Source organism: Phormidium sp. CCY1219, from assembly GCF_055795085.1.
Genome location: NZ_JAYFEQ010000265.1, coordinates 1 through 5,361 on the forward strand (window position 1 = coordinate 1; position 5,361 = coordinate 5,361).

The 5,361-nt window shown below is 53.2% G+C and carries 1 protein-coding gene; it reads right to left on the reverse strand.

Features of this window, described 5'->3' with window-relative positions:
* Positions 1-5,042: beta strand repeat-containing protein (locus AC0QH1_RS03350; protein ID WP_324629424.1), on the reverse strand; the 5,042-nt coding region annotated here is incomplete at its 3' end.
* Between the last annotated feature and the right edge of the window lie 319 nt (positions 5,043-5,361).

The following is a 5,361-nucleotide window of genomic DNA, read 5'->3' on the forward strand; positions in this document are numbered from 1 at the left end:
ACTACCGGTTCGGGTGCGATCGCTTCTGGCGCAGGTTTCTCTGATACTACCGGTTCGGGTGCGATCGCTTCTGGCGCTTCACCCTCTCCCTCACCGGAATCCGGCGCTTCCTCTACCGGCGCTTCCGCCTCACTCTCATCCGGCGCTTCCTCTACCGGCGCTTCCGCCTCACTCTCATCCGGCGCTTCCTCTACCGGCGCTTCCTCTATCGGCGCTTCTGGCGACACCGGAGGCGGGGTAATTGCTGCTTGGATATTCACAATTCCCCCAGTGGCGGTAGCGGTTCCCCCCGCGATATCCACCGTCACCGGACCGGTATAACCGCTGTAGTCCAAAGTATTGTATCCGCCAGTTCCGCCATCCACCAATCCCGTCACCCGAGACCCATCCGCAAATACAAAGGTATCGTCCAAAGAACCGCCAGTCAAATTTTGCACGAACTCGAAACTCACCCCATTAATCCTCCCGCGATTCGTTCCCGTCAGCGTCCAAATATTGGTTGTATTCCCCGCCACTACTTTATTATCTTGCACCGGATTTCCCACCACAGATTCGATGCTGCTAATCTGACCTCCCACCCCAGTGGCGCGGTTTTCTGCTAAATTCACGGTAACATCATTATTGTAATTGGAATAATCCAGAGTATCGCTAATTGCCACTCCCTGCAAATTTCCATCAATGCGACCATTTCCCGCAAACTTAAAGGTATCGTCTACATTCCCGCCGGTTAAGTTTTGGATTTGGGAAAAGGAAATTTTACTATTCAGCATTCCGGAATTAACTCCAATAATTTCCCAAACATTGGCCATATCCGCCGCCACTAGAGTATTGTTCCCATCGCCGCCTACAATTTGCGACAGGTTGGCATCTGCTGCGAGGCTAAAATTATCCGCTTTGCTTCCCCCGCGCAGGGTTTGAAACTCGGAAAAATTTACCCCGCCCACGGTTCCGCTAAAATTGCCAATCGTCCAATTATTCTCGCTATTGTCGCCCATCAGAGTATTCGACTGCAGCGGATTTCCCACCACGGATTCGATACTGCTAATCGTCCCGCCAACACCGCTGGCGCTTTGTTGGGCTAAATTCACGGTTACGTCAAAAGTCGCATTAGAATAGTCCAGCTTATCGGTTTCGCCCACCCCGAACAAGTTGCCGCTGATGCGGGCATTATTCCTAAACTTAAATGTGTCATCAATTGCGCCACCTGTCAAGTTTTGAATTTGGGAAAACTTTGTGGTGCTATTCAGGATGCCGCTATCGGTAGCGTTAATTTCCCAAATATTGGCAGTATCGGCAGCAACTAGGGTATTATTGCCATCTCCGCCGTTAATTTGGGAGAATGTAGCATCCGGTGCGAGGACAAATTTATCGGTTTGATTGCCACCTTGCAGGGTTTGGATGCCCGAAAAACTGACAGTGCCTACCGTGCCTTGATGGATATCGGTCAGGTTCCAACTGTTCTCCGAATTTGGGCCAATCAGGGTATTGTAAGCTGTGGTATTTCCCAGGAAATTTTCTACGCTGCTCAGGGTTCCGCCTATACCAGTAGCGCTTTGGGTGGCTAAATTAATGGTGGCGTTAAAGTTGGCATTGGAATAGTCTAAGGTGTCGGTTCCGTCTACGCCGTCCAGATTGCCGCTAATGCGACCATTATTGGTAAAAATAAAGGAGTCGCTCAGGGTTCCGCCGGTGAGGTTTTCGATATTGGTAAAAGAGAGGGTCGATTGGAATCCGCTGAGAGTGCCACTGTCGGGATTGGTAATCTTCCAATCCGTGGCGCGATCGCTCCCAATTAAAGTAGACCCGCCCAACAACGAAACCGGACTTTCAAAGTTAAATGGATGCAGGGTAATGGTGGCGGTACTGTCGGATTGACCGATAATAATTTCCCCCCAATCCGGGTGCAGGGTTTGCAGTTCTATGGCGGTTAAATCTAAGGCGGCGCTGCTGTTATCGCTATTGGCGATCGCAATATCGCGAGAAGGGTCATCAGTTTGCAAGCGAATTACCCCTTGTCCGCGCACGGAGGTTCCGCGAAAATCGATTTCGCTGCTGGTAATTTCCAGATTCCCGCTATTCCCTAATCCGGTGGAATCGATATTTCCCACGGACACTCGCACTGGCGCAGAAAGGGAGATATTCCCGGCATTTCCTGTGGCGCTGGTGTCTAAAGTGCCACCGCTGGTATCGATCCTGCCATTTTCACTGGAAATCGCGATCGCGCCACTACTTTGTAAGGTAGAAATCGGCCCAGTAGCAATATCCCCCGCCGCCTCTAAGGCGATCGCCCCGGTAGCACTCAGGGTATATCCGGTAGTATTTATCTCCCCGCCCGGATTGGGAGACTGAAGGCGAATCGAGTCACTGACAGTCACATCCCCCGCTAAGGCGATCGCGCCACTCCCTATATCCGACCCCACCACAATCTGGTCGAATCCCGGTTGTAAGGTGGCGATATCGCTGTCATCCAGATTCAACCGCCCATCGGATACTGTCCCTCCCACAGATATCCCCACCGTCGGGTCGAGAGGTTGCAACTGAACCCTACCCTGACCCCTCACTTCCGTGGTTCCTTCCAGATCGATTTCATCCCCCGACAAGGCGATCGCACCCGACTGCGCCGCGATCGCCCCATCGCGCACCCTCACTCCCGGCGCACCTCCCGCGCCGGTACCGGCAAACTGCAAATTCGCACTTCCCGAAGATACTACCGTCCCGTTATCCAAGTAAATGCCGATATTGCTCGTCCCGCTTCCCATTGCGGTCCCCAGAAAATCCAAATTCCCCTCCGCCACCGATACCCGCGCATCCATTCCGCGCACCAATATCCCGTAATTCACATTAGTTCCACTCGCGCCAATTCCCCGCAACCGCACGCTTCCCGTTCCACTGGATTCCACCTGACTATTCAACAAATAAACCCCGTGATTGTCCGTCCCAATTCCGCCACCAGTGCCATTCAGGGTTAAGTTCCCATCGGTGGAACTCACGCGCGTATTGTTCCCGCGAATCCAAATTCCGTAATTAAAATCCGTCCCGCTACCCCCGGTTCCATTCAGGATAATTTCCCCAATCCCGGTGGATTCGACGATACTCCCATTGCGGATATAAATCCCATAGTTACTAGTGAGATTCGTCCCACTCGCGTCCCCAGTCCCCGTGAGGGAAATCGTCCCATCAGAGGATTGAACTACAGTCTGGTTATCCAGATGAATCCCATGTCCCGTTACCGCATCACCTACGATCGCGATATTGCCAGTTCCGGAATCTAGAGTCGCGCCAGACAGACTCACATTGCCCACATTACCCCCCACCAGATTGCCGCGACTGAGGGTAATATTCCCGCCATTGGTGATAATTTGCGACCCCGCATTCATCAGAAATTGCGGATTTGCCCCCAAATCGCGATCGCTCGCAATCGCACTTGCATCGTTAATCATCGCCGTAAAATCTCCCCCCGCTAAGGTAATTTTTCCCTGTTGTGTAAAGGAGATAGACCGTCCCGCCTGCAAGGTGAGTCCATGTCCCGGCGTACTGGCGGTAATCGTATCGTCAATTATAATATCGTTATTCGCCTGTAAGGTGACGCTGGCCAAATCGATAGCGGCGGCGAGATCCGCACCCGCAATCGTAGCGGTAGTGCCGACTTGTTCCCCAAATCCATCATTAGGCGCGATCGCATCACTTCCCTGTGCGGCGATCGTAATATTTTTCGGGTCCAGAAGCAAAGTACCCACAGATCCGGCGGGTGCAGATGTATCCACTCCTCCAGAAAACTGCAGGAACTCTTTCCCCGACACTTCCACCACGCCGCCATTTCCGCCGCGATCGCCCCCCGTCGCCCGAATGGTTCCCGCAAACTGCGTCTGGTTGTCGGACCACACGATAACTCTCCCCCCATCGCCATGATATCTCGCATTGGCCACTATCTCGCTTTCCCGATCGACCACCGCGCGATCCGCCTGGGGAAGCGCATCTGAACCGCGCCAGTCGCCGCCGATGCGGATTTCTCCCCCACCAGTGGCACCGGATGCATCGATTCTCCCATCCAATACCGCCACCCGATTCCCCAATACATTCACTTGTGCCCTCGCATTACTCCCCCGATCTCCGGATACATCTAAAGTACCCGAGGCGATCGCATCCCCAGTCTGCGGGTCGATCTCGATTCCCGATCCGGAAATCGCAATTGTGCCATCCGGGTTGGCGATCGCCCGAGTCTCGCCCCCAACGCCGCCTCCCGCCAGCAATTGCGGTAAAGAAAGGGGCGTCAGCGTCCCAGAAACACTCCGGGCGATCGCCGCTGCAGACTCAATCTCTAAACTCAGCAGGTGATTCGATCGAGAGATGCGAATCGCACTCTCACCCGGAACCGCCGCCAGGGTAATCCTTCCCCCGGGCGCAGATATCTTCCCCGCATTGAGTACCGTCCCTCCCATCAAGGTCACATCCCCTCCCGGCAAAACAGATAAATTGCCTAAGTTGACAATCGACCCTGCCTGTGGTAAACCAAACGCAAATTGACTCGGTTCTCCCACTAACTCTGCCCAATTATTATCGCCAATTGTGGCAAACCATTGGTCGCCAAACCCCATTCCCGTCGCCGCGATCGCCGCAAAATCTCCCGGTACATTTAACCGCGCATCGGAACCAAACAGAATCCCGGCGGGATTAATTAGAAATAAATTAGACCCCCCGCCAATAACGGAAATCGTCCCGTTAATTACCGATGCATCGCCCCCGGTGACGCGACTAAAAATGTTTTGAATTTCCGGTGAAGAGAGAAAATTAGCTGTATGACCTCGATCGAGATTAAAGCGATCGAAACTGTGGAATAAATTACCCCCATCCCGCGATCGCGACCCCCCAGTAATCTGGATGCGATCGCCCTGGGAACCGACTACCGTACCGGTTCCATCATCTGCAGGAACAATGGTTTGAGCAACCATCGCCCCACCTGGCGCGCGATCGGGCATGTTTTCCGCAGGCGGTGAAGGAACCGCACTCAGGAGATAAACGGGGAGAGGAACGAGAAACATCATAATTTCGGTTGAGACTCTTGTGTCTAGGGGGAACAGTGGCGCAAATGATGATGTAGATGCTCTGTCCCTGATGTTGTGCGAATCGGATCTCAACTTTAGGATTCCCAAAACTCATCCTTTCGGTTACACCACCCCCCCCGCGATCGCGTTTCTCCCTCAGTTGCTTTTACAGTTAAATTGCATCGGTGTAGGGTGGGTCGCGCCCACCTCCAGATTACCCCTTGACAAACAAAAGGGGTATCGGGTACAATGAAGCCGTAGGCGCAGGCAGGACGTATGTGCAATGCTTTAATTGCGTAAGCCAAACCCAGCATTTATC